We start from the raw sequence: 21,053 nt of genomic DNA on the forward strand, positions 1-21,053 counted from the left end.
GCATTACTCAGTTTGTAACCGCCACAACCGTGCATAGGCTCCTTCCTGAGCAAGTAGCGCCTGATGACTGCCTTGTTCCAATACTTGCCCGTTTCCTAATACCAAAATACGATGACATTGGCGCAATGTATTCAATCGATGAGCAATGCAGATGACGGTGCGATTACGGATAATTTCTGGTAACTGGCGCATAATTGCCGCCTCAGATTCATAATCCAGAGCACTGGTGGCTTCATCAAGAATCAGTATTTTAGGATCCGCCATTAGCGCCCTCGCCAGAGCAACTCGCTGCCGCTGCCCGCCAGACAGCATACTCCCTTTTTCCCCCACCTGGGTTTGATAGCCCTGCGGTAGAGCCATAATAAAATCATGCGCCCCCGCCTGCCGGGCAATCGACTCAACCAGGGTATCATCAGCATTAGGCTGGCACTGGCAGATGTTGTCCCGCAGGCTACCAGAGAACAAGATGCTATCTTGCAGTACCACACTCATTTGGCGACGTAATGCCGTGGCATCGGTAATCGCCAAGTCCTGCCCATCTATCAGAATTTGCCCATGTTGAGGAATATATAACCGCTGTAGTAACTTCGTTAGCGTTGATTTGCCACAGCCGGATGGCCCGGTAATGCCAATAAACTCGCCACCAGCAATATCTAAATTGAGATTTTGTAAAACTTCGGTGGTATCTGATCGATAGCGAAAACGCACCTGTTTAAATGTCAACCGCCCGGTGCACCCATGACTTGATGATAATCCGGTGCAGCCCGGCTCGGTTGGATAATCCAAAATGGTACCAATCCGTTTCAGAGCGACTTGCGTATGGTGGAAATCTTGCCATATCTGAGCCAAACGTAAAATGGGTTGAGTTACGTAACCCGAAAACATTGAAAAAGCAATGAATTGACCTGGGCTTAACCCCCCTGCCAGTACCAATTTAACGCCAAACCACAACACTATGGCTGAGGTGACTTTATTGATAAGTGTAATACCTTGCTCAGCAATATTTGCCATCCTCATGCCAGCAAATGATGCCCGCACATAACGGGCTAATGACTGCTGCCAGCTACGATTAAACTGGCTTTCGGTGGCAGTGGTTTTTATCGTTTCCAACCCGCTAATTGCTTCAGTTAAAAACGACGTATTATCTGCACTGGCTTCATATTGACGCTCAACCCGCTGACGTAAAACACCGCCAATGGCCCACCAAAACAGGAGGTAACAGATCAGAGAGAACAGAACTATCCATGTCAGTTGGCTGCTATAACAAAACATCACAATTATAAATGTACCAACAAAGATCAGGTCCAATAACATGGTTAATGCAGACCCCGTCAGAAAACTGCGAATCTGCTCCATTTCTTGTACTTTGGCGATAGTTTGCCCTGTCTGCTGTGCGCCAAAATAAGCCAGGGGCAACCCCAGTAAATGGCGATAAAGGCGGGTGTTAAGTTCGGCACCAACTCGGCTGGAGAGATGTGAGAACAGCCAGCCACGCAAGAAGGTGTAACAGGGTTCGGCAATTGCCAATGCTATCATGGCGCAGCCCAATACCATTAAGCTCCCGACGCCGCGGCTCACTAAGACTTTGTCGATCACCGTTTCAAATAGCATTGGCGTCACCAGCAAAATAGCCTGTAATAACAGTGACACTAAAACGATATTACGTAATTGATGGCGATATTTAGTAATAACCGGAATAAACCAACCAAAGCCAAAAGAGGCTTTTTTCGGTCCCTGTAACTCTGCTTTCGCCAATAAAATAGCGTCACCACGCCACAAGCAGGCCAGTGCTTGCTGGCTTATTTGCTGCTGCTGTCCCGTGGCGGCAAAATAAACCACCGCACCCTGATCATTCAGCGCCAGTAGTACATACCACTGATTCTCATCACTGAATAAGATAGGTAGCGCCAGATGTTTCAAACGGTCATATGACTGACTGACTTTTCTGGCCCGCAAACCAATCCAACCGGCACCACGACACAGCGCAATGTAATCTATTTTTTCCGGCGCTAATCCGAGTTGATGCGCCAACTGCGCAGGCTCAACCGCCAGATCAAAACATGCAGCAGCCCGAGCCAGTGCTGCCAATGGCTGGATGACCTGCGTTGATGTTGAATTCTTCATCTCAACGCTCCCTCATGGCTTCGGATTGGTATTCTTGTAATGGGCTGAGTAAGTAATCGATAACCCGCCGCCGGCCGGTTTTAATCTCTACACTGACCGCCATACCTGCGGATAAACGCACCGACTTCCCTTCAACGCTCAGCCTGTCGCTGTCCAGACGGATCCGGGCCGGAAACACTAAGCCTTGTTGTTGGTCCTCCATCGCATCACGAGAAATATGCTTTACTTCACCCGACAACGTGCCAAATCGGGTATAAGGAAAGCTATCAACTTTCACCTCCACCGCCTGCCCTGGCAGCACAAAACCCACATCCTTATTGAGGATCATGACATCGAGTTCTAACTGATGACTTTCCGGCACCAATACCATTAACGGTTGAGCCGTGGTGACCACGCCGCCCAGAGTATGAATCGCCAATTGTTGAATCACGCCGGTAACCGGTGCACGTAAGGTCTGTTGGCGCTGCTTTTCTAGCAATTTGATCTGCTCTTGTCGCAATTGGTTGATAACTTCATGAGCTTGATTTAATCGTTCCTGGTAGCTCCGCCTCTTTTCAGCTAAATAGTGCAGTCGGGTTTGTGACAGGTGGTGTGCTTTCGCCTGCAAGATAGCCTGTTCATTGTCCAAACGGCTACTTTCAGCCGTGGCATTTAGCCATTCCCGCTCTTGTAGCAATAACTCCACGTCGGCGATTGACTTGGATTTAGCGAGTGTTCGTAACGCCTGCAACCGTTGATGAATGTTTTTCATTAACACTTTCTGGTGCGTAATATTAGTCATACCCGCTTGAATATGGGCCTGGTTAACCGCCTGTTCACTCTCCTGGCGCGATAACTCTGCATTGACCTCGTTTACTTCTTTGTGCAAAAGTGCCCTGGCGGTGATGTTCAAATCATCAGGGCTACTTTCAGGAGGAGTAAACATCGCGGCGGGGTTCACTGTCAGCAGCGCCGCCATACGGGCAGCTTCCAGTAAGCGATGCATTAATTGCTGATTGATATTACCTAGCTCGGCATCAATGCCGATTGGATTTAACTCAATCAACACCTGGCCGGCTTCAACTTTGTCACCATCGCGCACCTTAATTGCGACCACCACCCCCGGTTCTAGCGGTTGGATCACTTTCGAATGTTCAGAAACAATCACTTTGCCCTTAGCTGACGCGTGAATATCAAGCCTTCCAACAATCGACCATACCAATGCCAGCAGCAGTGTCAGCGCCAGAAACCATGCAGTGCTCCGTGCCAGTGGTGCCACTGGCCGTTCCACAATATCCAGATAGGCAGGCAGGAAATCATATTCATCACGGGTGCGCTGAGGCGAGAAATGGCGTTGCCAACGGTTCTTTATGGCATTGAACCATGCTGTTCTATACCAATATTGCATCAACTTCATTTTGATTCCTCATGGCTGAAGTCAGCCTGTTGCTGCCACAATCGGGCATAAACGCCATTTAGCGCCAGTAGTTGATCATGGTTAGCCAACTCAGTAATGCGGCCTTGTGTCATGACACCGATGCGATGGCAATGTCGCACCGTCGAGAGGCGATGGGCAATAGTGATGACAGTACGATTGGCGATAATGCGGGCCATATTTTTCTGTACTTCCGCTTGCGACTCGTCATCTAACGCACTGGTTGCTTCATCAAAAATCAAAATACGGGGATTAGCCAGCAATGTACGGGCAATGGCAATACGCTGACGCTGACCACCAGAAAGCGAGGCACCGCCCTCTGACAGCACGGTGTCATAACCTAGTGGCAAGGCGAGTATAAAAGCGTTGGCTCCCGCCAGACATGCAGCCTTGACCACCTCATCCAATGATGCCGTGGGTCGTGAATGGGCGATGTTCTCCCGTACCGTACGGTTAAACAGATAACTCTCCTGCATCACAACCCCTATCTGACGCCGCAACATGTCGAGGGATAAATTTCCAATTGGGATGCCATCAATATTGATTACACCCTGCTCTGCGATATAGAGGCGTTGTAATAGTCGGGCAACGGTACTTTTACCCGAGCCTGATGGCCCCACCAGCCCGATATGTTCGCCAGCACGCAGAGATAAGGAAAAATCCTGTAGTACCGGGTTTAAATCGACGCGATAACGGAAAATCACCTGTTGCAACGTGATATCTCCTCGAATCGGGTGGTCAAGTGGCACCGCCCTCACCGACTGCTCCGCAGGTAAGCTCAAAATGTCAGAGATCAGCATTAGCCCCACTTGGGCCCGGATGCTCTGTTGCCACAAATCAACCAACTTACTCATTGGCATCAATGCCTGCACCGCCAACATGTTAAAGGCGATCAGTTGCCCGATACTAAGCTGCACCGACATCACTTGATAAGCACCCACCACAATCACCACTGCACCAGCCAGTTTTTGCAATAACTGAGCCGCCTGACTACTGAGATTTTGCAGGTTTTGTACCTGAAAATTCGCTTCAGCATAATCACGTGTTTGGATTTCCCAGCGTTGATGCATTTGGGGTTCCAGCGCCAGACTTTTTACCGTTTCCACGCCAGAGACAGTTTCAGTTAAAAATGCCCCATTTTGTGCGGCACAACCGCACAGGACTTCAACTTTCTGTTGTAATGGCCGGGTGGTCAGCGCCGCTAATAACAGATATAACGGCAATGTGCCTAAAATGATGAGCGTCAGTAGTGGTGAAATGCACCACATGACAATAAACAACACCAGGGTAAAAACCACATCAACACATAGCGTCAGTGCGGATCCCGTAATAAATTCTCTAATATTGTCCAGCTCCTTCACTCGAGCGACAATATTGCCCACATGGCGTTGCTTAAAATAACTTAGTGGTAATTTGATTAGGTGGTTAAATAGCTTGCCGCCCAATAAAATATCAACCCGAGTGGTCGTGTGAGTGAAAATATATTCTCGCAGTAATTTTAATACGACTTCATATATGCCTACGACTAATAGCACAATAATTAACACATCAAGTGTTGTGAGTGCATTATGGACCAGCACTTTATCCATAATAACCTGAAAGAAAAGAGGAGAAATCAAGGCCAGAAACTGTAATAACATTGATAATACTAATACCTGAATCAATGATTTACGGTGGCGCAGTAATACGGGAACAAACCAGCGAATATTGAAACGCGAATGGCTACAACAAATGATGACACCACTCCAAATCGACGTAAGCTCTTGATAAGTTATTATTTCTGGCTTCCCGCTATCTGCATGTTGCAGTAGCACCTGCTTTTCATTAATACGTGCCAATAAGATAAATTTGCCTTGCATATCGCGAAAGGCAAGTGGCAATTGTTCTGGTTTAATATTATTTAATGACTTTTTTATGATTTTGAAGCGAGCTGCTGTGGTATGTGAAAATTGCGCTAAATAGCGCTGCAATGATGCACGTGTGGCCATGGTCCAACAACCGATAGCATTTTTGTGGCTAAAATCCTCAACAGTGTCTGAATTCAACCCCGCCAGACGGAGTAATCGAGCAGCGCAGACCAATGAGGAATGAACGTGGTTTTCCATAGAGTAGATTACCTAAATTATTAGGAACATCTGTCAACATAAGAAACAGATAATCGCCTGAACAAGTCTAAAAACATATAACGCTGGTATCATAGAATGGTTTTTATATATCGTTCATATCGCGTAAGGATTTATAACTTTTGATAACTCAAAACACCTTAGTTTCGTTATGTTTGTGAATTTTAATTCACAATGGAGCGATATAAATTAGACATATTAGGCCGCCAATATTAAGAATATCTATGGTAGGACACTTAACCTCGGTCACTTCACATTTATTGATTTGTATCGTCAATTATTCATCGCTTTATGTGATAATTTTGCGGTGATTTATAGCCATAGTGGTTGGCTGCCGCCGTTTTATCACTGATAACAGGACTTTTTCTCGCCATGACACCGACAATGCCTTCGACTGCCGATGACCTCCCCCCTCATTCAGATTTTATTCGTCACCCAGCAATGTTGCCGATCATGCATATTGCTCAGCAATTAGGTGTTAGCACCGATGATGTCATCCCTTATGGGCATCATATGGCAAAAGTTGATATCCGTGCGATCCAGCCTGGTCGTGCGCAAGGCAAACTGATTTTAGTTTCCAGTATCACCCCAACGCCGTTAGGCGAAGGGAAAACCGTAACAACGATTGGCTTAAGTCAGGGGATCAACCGATTAGGTCACCGTTGTGTTGCCTGTATCCGTCAACCCAGTCTTGGCCCGGTCTTTGGTGTGAAAGGGGGCGCTGCGGGTGGCGGTGCTTCACAGGTACAACCGATGGAGAAACTGAACCTGCATCTCACAGGTGATATCCATGCCATCAGTGCTGCACATAATCTGGCCGCCGCCGCTTTGGATGCGCGGTTGTACCATGAGCAACGCTTGGGGCTGGCGTTTAGTCAACAAACCGGATTACCGTTACTGAATATTGACCCGCAGCGGATCCTCTGGCCACGCGTGGTTGATCACAACGACCGGGCGCTACGCCATATTCGTGTGGGGATCGGCGAAAGTACCCACGGTGTGGAGCGGGCAGACCATGTAGAAATAGCCGCTGCATCTGAATTGATGGCTATCTTGGCCTTATCAGAAAACCTGCAAGATATGCGACAACGCATTGGCCGGGTTATTTTGGCTCACTCCACCCACGGCGAACCGATAACCACAACAGATTTGGGCGTCGCCGGTGCCATGACCGTGCTAATGAAAGAGACTATTCATCCAACATTAATGCAAACCAGTGAACACACCCCAGTACTGATCCATGCAGGCCCTTTTGCCAATATCGCCCACGGCAACTCATCGGTTCTGGCAGACCGGTTGGGCTTACAATTAGCGGATTATGTGGTAACCGAAGCGGGTTTTGGTTCCGATATGGGGATGGAAAAATTCTTTAATATTAAGTATCGCCAATCCGGTATTGCCCCCGCTTGTGTGGTTTTGGTGGCGACACTGCGTAGCCTGAAAGCCAATAGTGGCGCGTATGATATTAAGCCGGGTCAGCCACTACCTGCCGAGATCCTCAATAGCAATATTCCCTTGCTCAATCAAGGTTGCGCCAATCTGAAATGGCACATCAATAACGCGAAAAGTTACGGTTTGCCGGTGGTGGTTGCGGTTAATCGCTTCCCCGACGACAGCCCCGAAGAATTGAGATTTTTAGCCGACTATGCTTTGTCTGCCGGCGCACTTGCTTGTGAAATCAGTGACGCTTTTGCCCTGGGAGGTGCCGGGACCACCGCACTGGCTCAACAAGTGATAACTGCCTGCGCTCAGGGCGCTGAGCCGACGTTACCCTATCCAGACAGCGCCACACTGGAGAGCAAGTTACAGGTTATGGCACAGCGTTATGGCGCCCACGATGTGACATTTACGCCTCAAGCGCGCCAACAACTTGATGAGATAACCGCAGCAGGTTTCGGCCATTTGCCGCTGTGCATCGCCAAAACACCCCTGTCTATCAGTGCCGATGCCAGCCTGAAGAACGTCCCACATGATTTTGTATTGCCTGTAACGGCCTGTGCCGTGTCGGCAGGTGCCGGATTTGTTCGTATCTACACTGGAAATATCATGACCATGCCAGGGTTGGGTACCCAACCGGCGTATTACCATATTGATATAGATGACGAAGGACACATTTGCGGGTTAAGCTAGTATCATACAAAGAAGTGATAGCGACAGATGGTTATCACTCCTTATTAATAGATTACTAAGGTTCACTATGTCTCAACCGCAGGAATATCAGCGCATTGGCGGCTGGTTATTGGCCCCACTGGCTTATTTGATCGTCACACTGCTCAGCGCCAGCCTGATGCTAGTACTGTATGCCATGGCCATCTTCACCCCAGAGTCACGAGAGTATCTGGTGACCAACTCACAGGCATTTACCCTACAATGGTATTTCTCGGTGATAACAACCTTGGTGATGTGGGCCTATACATTATGGGTCATCTGGTTGTTTTACAGCCGCTCACGTCGTCTACCGAAATGGTTTATTCTTTGGTTATTGTTAACCGTGCTACTGGCACTAAAGGCCTTTGCTTTCTCGCCGATCAGTGATGATATTGCCTTACGCACTCTGGGATGGCCCTTGCTGGCCGCTGCTGTTTTTGTGCCTTACATCAAACGTTCTCAACGCGTGAAGCATACTTTTACCGAACTTTAATGGGATTGCGCACCTTTTCCCCCTAAAATAGCCAGTAAATCGTAATAACCCTGCACTTCATCTGTTGTCGTCAGGCCGCCAATTTTGGATAATAGGCGGCTTTTATTTTTTTAGGCTTCGTAATGACTGAATACCTGCTCCTGTTTGTCGGTACTGTATTGGTAAACAACTTTGTGCTGGTCAAATTTCTTGGCCTGTGCCCGTTTATGGGGGTCTCCAAAAAACTGGAGACCGCTATTGGTATGGGGCTGGCAACTACCTTTGTACTAACATTGGCCTCTGTTTGCGCCTGGATGGTAAACAGCTTTATCTTGCTGCCGCTTGGTTTGGTGTATTTACGCACATTGGCTTTTATTTTAGTCATCGCCGTCGTGGTGCAATTTACCGAATTGGTGGTACGCAAAACCAGCCCGGCACTTTATCGTTTGCTGGGGATATTTCTGCCACTGATCACCACTAACTGTGCTGTGTTGGGTGTCGCGTTGCTTAATGTCAATCAATCTCATAATTTTATGCAATCGGCGGTTTATGGCTTCAGTGCCGCAGCTGGTTTCTCTCTGGTAATGGTGTTATTCGCTGCTATTCGCGAACGGTTGGCGGTGGCTGACGTTCCTGCGCCATTCCGCGGGTCTTCTATCGCCCTGATTACAGCAGGTTTGATGTCATTGGCCTTTATGGGCTTTACCGGGTTGGTGAAGTTCTAATGATGTCGTTATGGATTGCCGTAGGTGCATTAAGTACATTGGCGCTGATATCAGGCGTGGTGCTTGGTTTTGCTGCTCGCCGTTTTCAGGTTGATCAAGACCCCGTGGTTGAGCAAGTAGAAGCAATCTTGCCGCAAAGCCAGTGCGGTCAATGTGGCTACCCTGGCTGTCGGCCCTATGCAGAAGCTGTATCCTCTCAGGGGGAGAAAATCAATAAGTGCGCACCGGGTGGCGAACAAGTGATGCTTAAGCTGGCTGAACTGCTGGCGGTTGAACCACAACCTCTAGAGGGTGACGAAGCGGCGGCTCATCCACAGCGTAAAGTGGCCTTTATTGATGAAGCCAATTGTATTGGGTGCACAAAATGTATTCAGGCCTGCCCTGTCGATGCCATTGTGGGTGCCACCCGAGCTATGCATACCGTATTGCCAGACCTGTGTACCGGCTGCGACCTTTGTGTTGCCCCTTGCCCGACAGACTGTATTGAAATGATTCCGGTTGCCACCACCACCGCTAACTGGAAGTGGGATCTGAGCACTATTCCGGTCAAAAATCTTCCCAGCCAGTTAGTGGCCTCACAGATGATTCCAGTGAAAATGATAGATGTGGAGCAACATGTTTAAGCTGTTTACTGCCCGCCAACACGACAATATCTGGGATTTTGACGGGGGTATCCATCCACCGGAAATGAAGTTGCAATCCAGCACGGTGCCAATGCGCATCGCATCCTTGCCTGAGCAAATGATCATTCCGTTGCAACAACATCTGGGGCCAGAAGGTGAACTGCGCGTCAGAACCGGTGAACAAGTATTAAAGGGCCAGCCACTGACCGTGGGCCGTGGCCGCACAGTTCCAGTACATGCCCCCACCTCTGGCACTATTACGGCTATTGCCCCGCATACCACTGCACATCCCTCCGGGTTGGCTGAGTTGTGTGTACATATTACCCCGGATGGCGAAGACCGTTGGCGTGAGCAACAGCCGTGGGCCGACTATTTACAGCGAGATACCGCAGCGTTACTGGATCGTATTCATCAAGCGGGTATCGCCGGTTTGGGCGGCGCAGGCTTTCCGACCGCCAGTAAATTACAAGGTGGCGTGAACAGTGTTACCACTCTGATTATCAATGCGGCTGAATGCGAGCCTTATATCACTGCCGATGATCGGTTAATGCAGGAGCACGCGCAGGAACTGGTCGCCGGTATTGATATTCTAAGACATTTGCTGCAACCACAGCAGGTGTTGATTGGCATTGAAGATAATAAGCCCGCCGCCATTGCGGCTTTACAACATGTATTACAGGGCCATGACGAGATCCAGTTGCGGGTTGTACCAACTAAATATCCGTCCGGGGGTGCCAAGCAGCTCACCAAAATCCTGACTGGTAAAGAGGTGCCTTTCGGCAAGCACTCCTCATCCATTGGGGTATTGATGCAAAACGTGGGTACAGTAGTTGCCATTAAGCGAGCGATTATCGACGATGAGCCATTAATTGAACGAGTCGTGACACTCACTGGTGATGCATTAGCAAACCCAGGCAATTTCTGGGCCAGAATTGGGACACCGGTATTGCACTTGTTGAAACTGGCCGGATTTCAGCCTCAGCACCAACCGATGGTGATCATGGGTGGCCCGCTGATGGGCTTTACCTTGCCAAGTTTGGATGTACCGATCGTTAAGATCAGTAACTGTATTTTAGCGCCGACCGAAGCCGAAATGGGGCTATCTGAACCGGAACAAGCTTGTATTCGCTGTGGCTTATGTGTTGATGCCTGTCCAGCAGGTTTATTGCCCCAACAGCTCTATTGGTTCAGTCGAGGTGAAGAACACGAGAAAGCGCGCAATCATAACTTATTCGATTGTATTGAATGTGGTGCTTGCGCCTATGTATGCCCGAGCAATATCCCATTAGTACAGTATTACCGTCAGGAAAAAGCAGAAATCCGCGCCCTCGATCAGGAAAATGCCCGAGCAGCGGAAGCCAAAGCACGTTTTGAGGCCAAACAAGCGCGGTTGGAACGAGAAAAGCATGCGCGTGAACTGCGCCATAAACAAGCCGCGGTCAAGCTGACTGATGCTGACCAGCAAAAGGTTGAAGCCGCTGTCAGTCGATTAGCTCGCCAGGATAAGAATGCCGACGCGGTTATCAGCGTGATCGCAGGGCAAGCACCGGATAACAGTGCCGTTATTGCCGCTCGAGAAGCACGTAAAGCACAGGCCAGAGCACGTCAGGCAGAAAAACAGCTGACTGTCGCCTCCGATGAGTCAACACCGTCGTCGGTTGATCCGCGCCAAGCCGCTGTAGCTGCTGCCATTGCCCGGGTCAAAGCCAAGAAAGCCGCACAAGCACAGCTTGAGTCCGCGGTTGCGACGCATGAACATGAAGAACCAGAAGAAGATCCACGCAAAGCCGCTGTAGCTGCCGCCATTGCCCGGGTCAAAGCCAAGAAAGCCGCACAAACACAGCTTGAGCCCGCGGTTGTGACGCATGAACATGAAAAATCAGAAGTAGATCCACGCAAAGCCGCTGTAGCTGCCGCCATTGCCCGGGTCAAAGCCAAGAAAGCCGCACAAACTGCTAACCCAGATTAAGAGGTAACACACTGAACTGACGCACTGCCACTGCGGCAGTACATCAGTTCGTCAACATCTGATAGTTATAAACCACCGAGATATCACGCATTTTTGATTCGGCGTGACAACTGTCTATCTCAATAACTTCCATTTCGATACCACCACCAAACTCTTCGCGTAATTTTGGCAGCACTTCATTAAACAAATAAATTGAGAATTTCACACACTCTTTGGCACTACCTTGGTGGGATATGGAGAGAAACTCCCCCGCCGGAATAGAGATATGATCAACCTCACGCAGCCCCTGGATTTCATGCCGCTTGTCTTTATCAATCGCAGTCGAATAATTCACACTGTTTTGCCCTTGTTGACACTCTTTGGCAGAAAACAGCGAGTACACCCGTTGGCATGAGAAATTAACTTCCTTAAAGAAATCGAGCAGAATTTCATCTTTCATCGCCATACAGGAGGAGTGTTGACCACTACAATGGTTGTGTTCGTCAAAATCCAGCCGCCGTGTAAAGCCCACCAATTCTCGCGGTGGTAAAGATATCCGTTTGATTTCTGGGGTGTAATTTTCACAAAAACCGAAACGGGGAATCATCCCTTGCACATCCCAGTGTTCCATTTGACGAAAACTATTTGGGGTAACACCAAAACGCTTCTTAAATGTACGGGTAAAGGTTTGCTGCGAATCGAAACCCAACTCATCAGAGATTTCAATGATAGGACGGCGTGAAATGCGCAATGCAACCGCTGCGCGAGTCAGTACCCGGCCACGTATATAGGAGGCTAATTGTACCCCCACAATACTTTTAAATTTCCGTTGTAGATGCCATTTTGAATATCCAGAAATCTTCGCCACATCGTCCAGTGTGGGCCTCTTTTCTAAATTGATTTCAATCCACTCAATTAATTCTTCTATAAACAATATGTCTTCGTTTATCATCTTATTGTTCTTTAAATATATAATTACAGTGCATACTACATTAATCTATCATTATGCCAACGCTTTTCTCAAATCTAATTTCACAAGTTAATAAATCGTTAACTTACAGTTGATTAGCTACAGATAAAACAAAAACAAACCCATTAAAACAAAGAGTTAAATCTATTTATCTGAGACCAAAGCCTAATACCCACAAGCCGCACAAAAACCCGTTTTTGCTATATGTTTGTTACCATCGCGATATAAATTGCAAGTTAAATTTTTAGATTAGCCTGATTTATTAAATGCTGCAGCTTACTTAATATTTCAACACATTATGGATAATAACCCTATGATTAAGGCGTATTACACTTTGTCTGAATAGGGTAGAATGCGGCACAAATATTATCCCCCTGACGGCTGAGTGTATCGATGCCCGCAAGTATTGACTTGCCAGCGCGATAACTGCGTTTAAGAACTCTGTTAAGCATTCGACATATGGTTGTAATTTCATGAAATTCAGGCCAGCAGCATCGACCCAGAACAAAGGGTTGCAAATAGCCAGTTCCCCTTTTACGCACAATCAACGTAGTACCCGTAGCATCATGCTGCTGGTGATTCTGGCCTGCATTCCGGGCATTATTGCTCAGACCTACTTCTTTGGTTATGGCAACCTGATTCAGGTAGCACTGGCAATGGTTACCGCCATGCTAGCCGAAGGGGCCGTTTTGCAGTTACGCAAACAGCCCGTATTGATGCGGTTACAAGATAACTCCGCCCTGCTCACCGGCTTACTGCTGGGGATAAGCCTGCCCCCATTGGCCCCTTGGTGGATGATTGTGTTGGGTACGCTGTTTGCTATCGTCATCGCTAAACAACTGTATGGTGGTTTGGGACAAAATCCGTTCAACCCGGCCATGGTGGGTTATGTTGTTCTGCTTATTTCATTCCCGGTACAAATGACCAGTTGGTTACCGCCGCTGCCATTACAAGCTGCACCGGTGGGGTTTTATGACTCTCTTTTAATTATCTTTACCGGATATACCCACAGTGGCGCTGATATTCATCAACTCCAGATGAGTTATGACGGTGTCAGTCAGGCCACACCGCTTGATAGCTTTAAAACCGCCCTACGCTCACAACCCGTAGATCAAATTCTGCAACAGCCCATTTTTGCCGCAACGCTGGCGGGGGTAGGCTGGCAATGGATCAATCTCGGTTTTCTGGCGGGCGGCTTATTGCTGCTATGGCGTAAAGCGATTCATTGGCACATTCCGGTCAGTTTCTTGTTGGCACTGGCTGGCTGTGCCGCAATTAGTTGGATAGTTGCCCCGCAAAGTTTTGCCCCGCCGATGTTGCACCTGTTTTCCGGTGCCACCATGTTGGGGGCGTTCTTTATTGCCACCGATCCGGTCAGTGCCTCCACCACGCCCCGTGGCCGGCTGATTTTCGGCGCATTAATCGGTATTCTGGTGTGGTTAATTCGGGTGTATGGTGGCTATCCTGACGGGGTTGCCTTTGCCGTACTGCTGGCCAATATTACTGTTCCACTGATTGACCACTATACCCAGCCTCGGGTTTATGGTCACAACCGTGCCGGTAAATAAGGAGCCGTTATGCTAAAAACCATGAAGCGTCACGGCATTACTTTGGCGCTGTTTGCCGCCGGTGCTACCGGATTGACGGCGGTGGTTAACTCACTGACAGAGTCAACCATCGCCCATCAAGCCGCTTTGCAACAAAAAGCGTTGCTGGATCAGGTTGTCCCGGCTGAAAATTATGACAACGATATGCAAGCAGAATGTTACGTTGTCACTGATGCCGCGTTGGGTAACCTGTCGCCTCATCGCTTGTATCTGGCCCGGTTGGCGAATAAACCCGTGGCTGCCGCGATTGAAACCACCGCTCCCGATGGTTATTCCGGCGCTATCCAACTGTTAGTCGGTGCAGATTTCCACGGTAATGTGCTGGGCAGTCGGGTGATAGAACATCACGAAACCCCCGGTCTCGGTGATAAAATTGATATTAGAATCTCTGACTGGATTAGCCATTTCAGCGGCCAACATGTAGCAAGTGAACAAGACAAACGCTGGGCCGTAAAAAAAGATGGCGGTACCTTTGATCAATTTACCGGCGCCACCATTACACCAAGAGCAGTGGTGCGGGCGGTGAAAAGCACCACGCTGTATTTGGAAACCTTGCCAGCAAGGCTTGATAGCCTGCCAGGCTGTGGAGAACGGCAATGAGTGAAGCAAAAAATCTGTTAGCGCAGGGGTTATGGAAGAATAACTCAGCGCTAGTGCAGCTACTGGGGCTATGTCCGTTGTTGGCGGTCTCCTCTACCGCCACCAATGCCCTCGGTTTGGGATTAGCTACCACGCTGGTATTGGTATGTACCAATACCGCGGTATCGGCTTTGCGCCGCTGGGTGCCAAATGAAATTCGTATTCCAATCTATGTGATGATCATTGCTTCCGTGGTCAGTACCGTGCAAATGCTGATTAACGCTTATGCCTTTGGGTTATATCAATCCCTCGGGATATTTATTCCATTGATTGTTACTAACTGCATTGTGATTGGCCGGGCGGAAGCTTACGCGGCCAAGAATCCGGTGGGGTTATCGGCACTCGATGGCTTGGCTATGGGGCTAGGGGCAACCAGCGCGTTATTTGTACTGGGATCACTGCGTGAAATCCTGGGTAACGGTACGTTGTTTGATGGCGCGGATATGCTGTTAGGTAACTGGGCAAAAGTGCTGCGTATCGAAATTCTGCATCTGGATAGCCCTTTTCTGCTGGCAATGCTGCCGCCAGGTGCCTTTATTGGTTTGGGATTACTGCTGGCCGGTAAATATGTCATTGACGAAAAAATAAAAGCGCGCAAAGCACAAGTAGTAGCAACTGCGCCGCAACTTCAGGATGGAGATGCCGGGAAAGCCTTATGAATAAAGAAAAACGTGTCGCGATTCTGACCCGTCTGCGGGACAACAATCCACATCCAACCACTGAACTGGTCTACACCTCACCTTTTGAACTGCTTATTTCGGTATTGCTCTCGGCACAAGCCACCGATGTCAGCGTCAATAAAGCCACTGCCAAACTTTATCCGGTGGCTAATACCCCGCAAGCCCTGCTTGACCTGGGTGTCGATGGCCTGAAGGCATACATCAAGACCATCGGCTTGTTTAATACCAAAGCTGAAAATGTGATTAAAACCTGCCGTATTTTGCTGGAAAAACATAATGGCAAGGTGCCTGAAGACAGAGCAGCACTCGAAGCGCTGCCCGGTGTGGGGCGTAAAACAGCCAATGTGGTGTTGAACACCGCCTTTGGTTGGCCCACAATCGCGGTAGATACCCATATATTCCGTGTCTGTAATCGCACTGGCTTTGCTCCCGGTAGCAATGTAGATCAGGTTGAAGCCAAGCTACTCAAGGTGGTTCCGGCTGAATTTAAACTTGATTGCCACCACTGGTTGATCCTGCATGGTCGCTATACCTGTATTGCCCGTAAACCGCGCTGTGGTTCGTGCATTATTGAAGACTTGTGTGAGTTTAAAGAGAAGGTCTACCCCGAGCATTAATTCACTGACCACGCTCAGTAAATACCTGTGGCGGTGAGCACCGGCCGACGATAAGAATGCTGATACATCACGCTGCCACTCTATGCAGTGAGCGCGATACACTTCTGGCGCGTCTCACCGCATGTTATCAACCACGATAAACCCCCTCTATGCCGCGATTGCGGTATTCGATTAGACGCCATACCGCCGCGCCACTAAACTTGTGACAAAACAGACTCAAACAGTTAATGATTTTGTTACCTGCTTGAAACAAAAAAGACACCTGCGGCGTATCATTATGAAATTTAAATCAGCAATAAAACCCTATACCGGCGCAGCTGGTGGCTGGGGTTCTCTCGAAGCAACCACCCGCTTTGTCCTGGACAGCAAGCAAGCGTTGAAAAATATTCGCAATTTGTTGCGGGTCAATCAGGTAAAAGGTTTTGACTGCCCCGGTTGTGCCTGGGGCGACGATAATCACAGCACCTTCAGTTTTTGCGAAAATGGCGCTAAAGCGGTCAGTTGGGAAGCAACCCGCAAAGCGGTGGAACCCCAATTCTTTGCCGAACACAGTCTGACCACATTGCGCCAGCAGAGTGACTACTTCCTTGAGTACCAGGGGCGACTCACCCATCCGATGCGTTATAACCCACAAACTGACCGCTACCAACCCATCAGTTGGGAAGATGCTTTGGCGTTGATCGCTCAGCATATTAATGGATTGGATAACCCCGATCAGCTGGAGCTGTATACCTCCGGGCGGGCCAGCAATGAAGCCTCTTACCTTTATCAGTTATTTGGCCGCATGTTGGGGACCAATAACTTCCCGGACTGCTCAAACATGTGCCATGAAGCCAGTGGTACCGGATTAAAGCAGAGTATCGGCGTTGGTAAAGGTACCATTCAGATGCAGGACTTCGAACTGGCCGATGCTATTTTTGTTTTCGGACAAAACCCGGGGACTAACCACCCCCGCATGCTACACAGCCTTCGTCATGCCAAAGATCGCGGTGCACGTATTGTTAGCTTCAATACCTTGCGTGAACGCGGTTTGGAGCGTTTCGCCGATCCGCAAAATCCTCTTGAGATGCTGACACCAAAATCCTCCCCTATTAGTTCTGCTTATTTTCAACCTAATTTGGGTGGTGATATGGCGGCGGTGCGCGGCATGGTAAAAGCCTTATTGGAAACCCATCGCCATCAATTGGCGCAAGGGGAATCAGGTTTGTTTGATCAAGCCTTTATTGCGGTACATACACAAGGTATAGCGGCGTATCTGGCGGCCGTTGATAACACCTCTTGGGCGCAGATCACCCAACAGTCGGGCCTGAGTGAAGAGCAAATTCGCCATGCCGCTGATATTTATCAACATGCCGAGCGCATTATCATCACCTGGGCGATGGGGATCACTCAGCATAAACATTCAGTGATAACGGTGCGGGAACTGGCTAATCTCCAACTGTTGTTTGGTCAGTTAGGCAAACCCGGCGCGGGGTTATGTCCGGTACGTGGTCACAGTAACGTGCAAGGTAATCGCACGATGGGCATTGATGAAAAACCCGCAAAAGCCATGCTGGATCGTTTGGCCGACCATTTTGGTTTCACCCCACCACAAAGTGCGGGTCATAACACCGTGGAAGCTCTCGAGGCGATGTTGCGCGGTGAAGTAAAAGTGCTGATTGCCCTTGGCGGGAATTTGGCGGCGGCGGCACCGGATACTGAGCGCACCGCACAAGCATTACGCAGTTGCGAATTGACCGTTCATATCAGTACCAAGCTAAATCGTAGTCACCTGATAACCGGCACTGATGCCTTGATTTTGCCGACACTGGGCCGCACCGAGCGCGATATGCAAGCCAGTGGTTCACAATTCATTACGGTAGAAGATTCTTTCAGTATGGTGCACGCATCTGAAGGTGTCGGGAAGCCGCTGGCGGATACCCAGCACGCCGAAACCGCCATTGTTTGTGGCATCGCCAATGCGGTTTTCGCTAACAAAAAGGTTAATGGTGCAAAGCTGGACTGGCTGGCATTGGCCGCTGACTACAATCTGATCCGTGATCATATTGCCGCCACCATACCGGGCTTTGATAATTTCAACACGCGTTGTGATCAACCCGGTGGTTTCTATCTGGGTAGTGCCGCCGCTGAAATGCGTTTTGCTACCCCAAGTGGTAAAGCTGAATTTTGCGCAGCGCCCCTGCCAGAGAGTCTATTCCCGCCGATTGCAGGGGGGGCGGCCCCGTTTGTGTTACAAACATTGCGCTCTCATGATCAATATAACACCACCATTTATGGTCTCGACGATCGCTACCGGGGTGTCTATGGTCAGCGAGAAGTTTTGTTCATTAATCCACAAGATTTGGCCGCGTTAGCTTTAGAAGATGGCGTGCTAGTGGAAATAGAAACCTTATGGAATGATGGGATTACTCGTAAAGTCAGTGGATTCAAGTTAGTGAGCTATGATATCCCGCGCGGTAATCTCGCCGCATACTATCCTGAAACCAACCCACTGGTGCCCTTATCCAGCTTTGGTGATCAAACCCACACCCCAACGTCAAAATCAGTGCCAGTGACCATTCGACGCTGGCAACCACCATTGTCACAGCGCATTGCCTGAGTTTGTTAGCTAAAGCCGGCCCTCTGGCTGTTGCCAGGGCTGGCAATCATGGGCAACGGATATGCCCATACCTTTAACAAGGAATTCCCCTCCAACGTGATATGCCGCTTGCCCGATGGGGCTGATTCGCGTAAAACTGTCAGCCGGATTAAACCCACTCACTACACCATTTACTGGACGATATGTTTCAAGATAACCCGCTGCTGGCGCAGCTAAAACAGCAACTTCACACTCAGACCCCGCGCGTTGAAGGCGTGGTTAAAGGTACTGAGAAAGGCTTTGGCTTTCTTGAGGTAGATGGGCAGAGAAGTTATTTTATTCCGCCGCCACAGATGAAGAAAGTCATGCACGGCGATCGGATTATTGCCACCTTGCACACGGATAAAGATCGTGAAATTGCTGAGCCAGAAACATTGGTCGAGCCGTTTTTATCCCGCTTTGTCGGTCGCGTCCAACGAAAAGATGATCGTCTGTCTATCGTGCCTGACCACCCGCTGCTGCGTGATGCCATCCAATGTCGTCCAGCCCGTGAGTTAACCCACGACTTCCAGAACGGTGATTGGGCGGTGGCTGAAATGCGCCGTCACCCATTAAAAGGCGATCGTGCTTTTAATGCTGATTTGACGGCATTTATTACCAATGGTGAAGATCATTTCGTGCCGTGGTGGGTAACATTAGCTCGCCATAATCTGGAGCGTGAAGCCCCGGTTATGGTTGAATCTACCTTACATGATAGCGCCTTAGTACGCGAAGACCTGACGGCGCTCCATTTTGTTACTATCGACAGCAACAGCACCGAAGATATGGATGATGCGCTGTATGTGGAAGACAACGGTGACGGTTCCCTGTTGTTGACCATTGCCATTGCTGATCCAACCGCCTATGTCGATGAAAACAGTGAGTTGGATTTAATCGCCCGTAAACGTGCATTTACTAACTATCTGCCTGGCTTCAACATTCCGATGCTGCCACGCCACTTGTCTGACAACCTCTGCTCTTTGCGGCCAAATGAGCGCCGCCCGGTATTAGTGTGCCGTGTGACTATCGCCGCTGATGGCGCGCTGAGTGATGATATTCGTTTCTCTGCCGCCTGGGTCGAGTCCAAAGCCAAACTGGTTTATGACGAGGTTTCTGACTGGCTGGACGGCAACACAGGTTGGCAGCCACCGGATGCGGATATTGCCGAGCAAATTCTATTGCTGAAACGGGTGTGCGAGGCGCGTAGCAACTGGCGTCAAGAACATGCCCTGGTGTTTAAAGACCGTCCAGATTACCGCTTCCAATTGGGTGAAAAAGGCGAGGTGCTGGATATCATTGTTGAGCACCGCCGTATTGCTAACCGTATTGTTGAAGAGTGCATGATTGCCGCCAACGTCTGCGCTGCTATTGCTTTGCGCGATAATTTGGGCTTTGGCATTTATAACGTACATACCGGTTTTGATCCGGCATTGGTTGAACAGGCAGCGACCGTGTTGCAGGCCAATGGTGTCGAGGCTGACCCACAGGCTCTACTGACCCTACCAGGCTTCTGTGAGTTGCGCCGTCATCTTGATGCATTGCCAACCCAGTTCCTCGACAGCCGTATCCGCCGCTTCCAGACCTTTGCTGAAATCAGTACCGTTCCTGGCCCACACTTTGGTTTGGGGCTAGAGGCGTATGCCACCTGGACTTCACCTATTCGTAAATACGGTGATATGGTCAATCATCGCCTGCTCAAAGCCATTATTACCGGCCAGCAAGCGGAGAAACCACAAGACGAGATAACGATTCAATTGGCTGAGCGTCGTCGTCTGAATCGCATGGCCGAACGCGATGTCGGTGACTGGTTGTATGCCCGTTATCTACAGCCTCAAGCGGGTACTGATACCCGTTTCCCTGCGGAAATTATTGATGTTACCCGTGGTGGTCTGCGTGTTCGTTTGCTGGATAATGGCGCCGTGGCCTTTATCCCTGCACCGTTTATTCATGCAGTACGTGATGAGATGGTATGCAGTCAGGAAACAGGTACCGTGCAAATTAAAGGTGAAACGGTTTATAGCCAAAGCGATAAAATCGAAGTGCGCATTGCCGAGGTTCGCATGGAAACTCGCAATGTGGTGGCCCGCCCGGTGGTTTGATATTTAGAAAAAACACATTAAGCCGTGGTGATACACAACATCCCACGGCTTTTTCAATTGCCCCCCGTCAATCCCACTTGATGTTCCCTCCAGTTTAGCGCTCTCAGCGTCACAAAATGTAAGCAAATACTACTGAACGTTACGTTAAAGTAATTTATTGATCACACTTTTCACTTTCGCACCTTTTCTTTCACATTAAAGCTCCTATGTTAACTAACGGTTTGTATCTTTTTTCCAAAACCGATGC

Annotated in this window: 15 protein-coding genes; 11 read left to right on the forward strand and 4 right to left on the reverse strand. The window is 49.1% G+C overall.

Annotated features, from left to right (window positions below; genetic code table 11):
- Positions 1-3: 3 nt before the first annotated feature.
- From A6J66_005755 to A6J66_005765, 3 genes are read right to left on the reverse strand one after another with little or no spacing between them, the layout of a single operon-like run.
- Positions 4-2,124 (reverse strand): type I secretion system permease/ATPase, encoded by a 2,121-nt coding sequence (locus tag A6J66_005755; protein ID PNM23748.1) that lies wholly within the window; start codon positions 2,122-2,124, stop codon positions 4-6.
- A gap of 1 nt (position 2,125) precedes the next feature.
- Positions 2,126-3,520, reverse strand: a complete 1,395-nt coding sequence (locus tag A6J66_005760) for an HlyD family type I secretion periplasmic adaptor subunit (GenBank protein ID PNM23749.1) — start codon at positions 3,518-3,520, stop codon at positions 2,126-2,128.
- Positions 3,517-5,643, reverse strand: a complete 2,127-nt coding sequence (locus A6J66_005765; protein PNM23750.1) for a type I secretion system permease/ATPase — start codon at positions 5,641-5,643, stop codon at positions 3,517-3,519. The genes A6J66_005760 and A6J66_005765 overlap by 4 nt, the downstream gene beginning before the upstream one ends.
- Before the next feature lie 390 nt (positions 5,644-6,033).
- Between A6J66_005765 and A6J66_005770 the strand changes: the two genes are divergently transcribed.
- From A6J66_005770 to A6J66_005790, 5 genes are all read left to right on the forward strand, one after another.
- Complete coding sequence (locus A6J66_005770; protein PNM23751.1) at positions 6,034-7,791, forward strand: formate--tetrahydrofolate ligase; 1,758 nt, start codon at positions 6,034-6,036, stop codon at positions 7,789-7,791.
- 67 nt (positions 7,792-7,858) lie between these two features.
- The gene (locus A6J66_005775) at positions 7,859-8,302 is read left to right on the forward strand and encodes a DUF2569 domain-containing protein (GenBank protein ID PNM23752.1); all 444 of its coding nucleotides are present in this window, start codon (positions 7,859-7,861) and stop codon (positions 8,300-8,302) included.
- A 122-nt stretch (positions 8,303-8,424) separates the two neighbouring features.
- On the forward strand, positions 8,425-9,006 hold the full coding sequence (locus A6J66_005780; GenBank protein ID PNM23753.1) for an electron transport complex subunit A: 582 nt from the start codon (positions 8,425-8,427) through the stop codon (positions 9,004-9,006).
- A complete protein-coding gene (locus A6J66_005785) occupies positions 9,006-9,629 on the forward strand; it encodes an electron transport complex subunit RsxB (GenBank protein PNM23754.1) in 624 nt (207 codons plus the stop codon). Before A6J66_005780 ends, A6J66_005785 begins: the two co-directional genes overlap by 1 nt.
- Complete coding sequence (locus A6J66_005790; GenBank protein ID PNM23755.1) at positions 9,622-11,598, forward strand: electron transport complex subunit RsxC; 1,977 nt, start codon at positions 9,622-9,624, stop codon at positions 11,596-11,598. The genes A6J66_005785 and A6J66_005790 overlap by 8 nt, the downstream gene beginning before the upstream one ends.
- Positions 11,599-11,641: 43 nt before the next feature.
- On the opposite strand, the gene A6J66_005795 is transcribed toward A6J66_005790, so the two are convergent.
- Positions 11,642-12,529: an AraC family transcriptional regulator gene (locus A6J66_005795; GenBank protein ID PNM23756.1), complete on the reverse strand. Its 888-nt coding sequence runs from the start codon at positions 12,527-12,529 to the stop codon at positions 11,642-11,644.
- A gap of 530 nt (positions 12,530-13,059) precedes the next feature.
- On the opposite strand from A6J66_005795, the gene A6J66_005800 reads away from it, so the two are divergent.
- From A6J66_005800 to A6J66_005825, 6 genes are all read left to right on the forward strand, one after another.
- Positions 13,060-14,115 carry an electron transport complex subunit RsxD gene (locus A6J66_005800; protein PNM26906.1) on the forward strand — a complete coding sequence of 352 codons (1,056 nt, stop codon included), beginning with the start codon at positions 13,060-13,062 and terminating at the stop codon, positions 14,113-14,115.
- A gap of 9 nt (positions 14,116-14,124) precedes the next feature.
- The gene (locus A6J66_005805) at positions 14,125-14,754 is read left to right on the forward strand and encodes an electron transport complex subunit RsxG (protein ID PNM23757.1); all 630 of its coding nucleotides are present in this window, start codon (positions 14,125-14,127) and stop codon (positions 14,752-14,754) included.
- Complete coding sequence (locus A6J66_005810) at positions 14,751-15,452, forward strand: electron transport complex subunit RsxE (GenBank protein ID PNM23758.1); 702 nt, start codon at positions 14,751-14,753, stop codon at positions 15,450-15,452. The genes A6J66_005805 and A6J66_005810 overlap by 4 nt, the downstream gene beginning before the upstream one ends.
- Positions 15,449-16,090, forward strand: a complete 642-nt coding sequence (locus A6J66_005815; protein ID PNM23759.1) for an endonuclease III — start codon at positions 15,449-15,451, stop codon at positions 16,088-16,090. Before A6J66_005810 ends, A6J66_005815 begins: the two co-directional genes overlap by 4 nt.
- A 277-nt stretch (positions 16,091-16,367) precedes the next feature.
- Entirely contained in the window at positions 16,368-18,689 is a 2,322-nt protein-coding gene (locus A6J66_005820; protein ID PNM23760.1) for a CbbBc protein, read from the forward strand.
- Between the two features lie 182 nt (positions 18,690-18,871).
- Positions 18,872-20,806, forward strand: coding sequence for an exoribonuclease II (locus tag A6J66_005825; protein PNM23761.1), 1,935 nt, complete (start codon positions 18,872-18,874; stop codon positions 20,804-20,806).
- The last annotated feature ends 247 nt before the right edge of the window (positions 20,807-21,053 follow it).

Source organism: Yersinia enterocolitica (assembly GCA_002082245.2).
GTDB classification, from domain to species: Bacteria; Pseudomonadota; Gammaproteobacteria; order Enterobacterales; family Enterobacteriaceae; genus Yersinia; species Yersinia enterocolitica_E.